The organism is Marinobacter sp. OP 3.4, assembly GCF_036224885.1.
Classification (GTDB): Bacteria; Pseudomonadota; Gammaproteobacteria; order Pseudomonadales; family Oleiphilaceae; genus Marinobacter.
In genome coordinates this window covers 1-2,172 of sequence record NZ_JAVVLT010000089.1, presented here as the reverse complement: position 1 = coordinate 2,172, position 2,172 = coordinate 1, and the positions used below count along the sequence as shown (strand labels likewise).

The 2,172-nt window shown below is 59.9% G+C and carries 2 protein-coding genes; one reads left to right on the top strand and one right to left on the bottom strand.

Features of this window, described 5'->3' with window-relative positions; all coding sequences use genetic code 11:
• Positions 1-39: 39 nt before the first annotated feature.
• Positions 40-1,224, bottom strand: a complete 1,185-nt coding sequence (locus RO069_RS14550) for a TAXI family TRAP transporter solute-binding subunit (protein ID WP_328188447.1) — start codon at positions 1,222-1,224, stop codon at positions 40-42.
• Positions 1,225-1,472: 248 nt separating this feature from the next.
• On the opposite strand from RO069_RS14550, the gene RO069_RS14545 reads away from it, so the two are divergent.
• Complete coding sequence (locus RO069_RS14545; RefSeq protein ID WP_328188445.1) at positions 1,473-2,171, top strand: TetR/AcrR family transcriptional regulator; 699 nt, start codon at positions 1,473-1,475, stop codon at positions 2,169-2,171.
• Position 2,172 lies beyond the last annotated feature (1 nt).

Sequence of the window (2,172 nt, the reverse complement as noted above, 5' to 3'; positions counted from 1 at the left end):
GCAGGCGGTACAACCGCCTGCCGGGCCAAGGTCAGCGGGTCAGAGGCGCGAACTGAAGCCTTCCAGCCCTTCGGTGTGTTTGTTGAAGATGGCCATGTACTCCTCGTTGTCCGGGTCCGGCACAATCCTCTGGTCCCGGGCCTCGGCGAGGGCCGCTTCGCGGGCACTGATCCACCGGTCCATCTTCTCGATGGCTTCCTGGTTGGCGGCTTCGTCCTCCTCGGTCCACTCCCCGATTTCCTTCAGGTACCGCACGGTGCCTTCATGTACCGGGATGGACGACCGGTCCAGGAACTTCCTGAACACATCCATGCTCATGCGGGTGGCCAGGCCATGGGTGCCCTTGTAGTCGTCATGGGCCTGATGGAACCATTTGGCCATGGCGTAGGCGAAATCCTCATCGGCATCGGCGGGAACCGCATAGACAAAGTTGGATGTCAGACCACCAACCCCCTTGGCCGAGGACACACCAAAGTTGATGGTGGTGGGAATGGACATGGGTGAATGCTCGAGGAAGCGCGCCCAGCTTTCCTTGTTATCAACGTCCATCTCCAGCCAGCGGATGCCACCCGGGGCGCCTTCCATCTCCGACAGTACGGAACTGATCGGTGAGCACCAGGCGACGTCTGCCTTACCCTCAACAACGGAACGGCAGTTCTCCACATAGCTGCTGGCAGGAACATATTCGAACGTTTCCCCCGCCTCTGACTCGGAGAGCCCGAGGTAGGAAGGCATGGCCTTGCGCACGGTCGTTGTCATGGGTGGCGAAAAGGCCCCCTGGGCAACCCGTATGCCGTCGGCTTCCAGATCCTCAATGGTGTTCAGGTCCGAATCACCGGACACCACGAAGCCCCAGGGAGTATCGTTGTGGTGCCACACCAGGCGCTGGGCAACTGGCTTGGTGGCCGCATACGCATCAATCCCCTGGATCTGGAAGCGCATCTCGGCGGCGGAGACCGAACTCATGGTGATATCCCGCCGATCCGTCAGGCGCTTGTAGCGTTGTGTCTCACTGTCTTCCGGCACGATTCGGGCGGCCGAATCGGTCTGCTCCTGGAAGATCGCAGCCCACCCATTGGTGGAGGCAAAGCTGCCGGTCTGGGTGCCGGGGGTGCCGATCACCAGCAACCGGGGCAAGGCATCACTGTCGGCATGGGCAATACCCACCGACCCAAGGGCCACCGCAAGGGAAAGCAGGGCAGGCTGCAAGAAACGGGATCGCATTATGTTATCTCCAAGTCCTATTGTTGTTTTTGATGTCATTGTGCGGCGATGGACGATCGCCCATCATCCTGACAACTGTCAGACTAGACCCCGGAGGTCGATTAATCAAAGAACGGTTCAGCCAGCCTGGCCTGCCCCGTCCCACATGATCACATGGGCTTCCGCTGAAAGCAGACACCCATCCGGTTTTTCATTTCAATCAGGTAGGTTTACACTGGACTGACAAATGTCAGGATATCGATACCGCTATGCAGGATAACCACACCCCGACCGAATCAACCTCCCCGGAACTTGCCGAAGCAAGTATGACCGGCATCCAGAACACCACCCTGGTCGAACAGCGCCGGGACCAGATCTGCGAAGCGGCCCTGGAGCTGTTTCTGCAGAAGGGCTTTGCTTCCACCACCATCCGCGATATCTGCGCGCGTTCCGGCGTCAACCAGGCCAGCATCTACGACTACATCGCCAACAAGAACGACATCCTGCGACGATTGCTCAACAAGATGTGGTTCCGCTCCGGGGCCCCCAACCTGTACGACCTGCTGGAAGAGCATCCGGACAGGCCCCTCAAGGAGAATGTTGCCATCTACCTGAAGGAGGTCTGGGCCAAGAAACGCAAGGGCACCCTGCTGGCCTACAGAACCGTGCCCCACCTGACGAAACCTGACCGCAAGGCCATGCGTGCACGGGATGCAAGGGTGATCGGGGAACTGGCCGGGCAGATACGGCACCTGGCGGAATTGCCGGACGATGATCCGAGGGCCCAGGTGGTTGCCAACCTGGTTATCTTCATGGGTGGCTTTGGCCCCCTCAGGGACTGGCTGCACACGGATCTGGACAGCGACCTGGTTGCGGACACCGTGGCCACGGCCATTGTGGCGATGATCGAAAGCCTGCACAGCCAGCCATCCACGGGAACCGCTCAGCCCACCACAGACAGCAAATAAG

What these genes read in the sequence shown, in the direction of transcription:
- RO069_RS14545 (WP_328188445.1), top strand. Translation starts at nt 1,473, where the DNA reads ATGCAGGATAACCACACCCCGACCGAATCAACCTCCCCGGAACTTGCC.
- RO069_RS14550 (WP_328188447.1), bottom strand. Translation starts at nt 1,224, where the DNA reads ATGCGATCCCGTTTCTTGCAGCCTGCCCTGCTTTCCCTTGCGGTGGCC.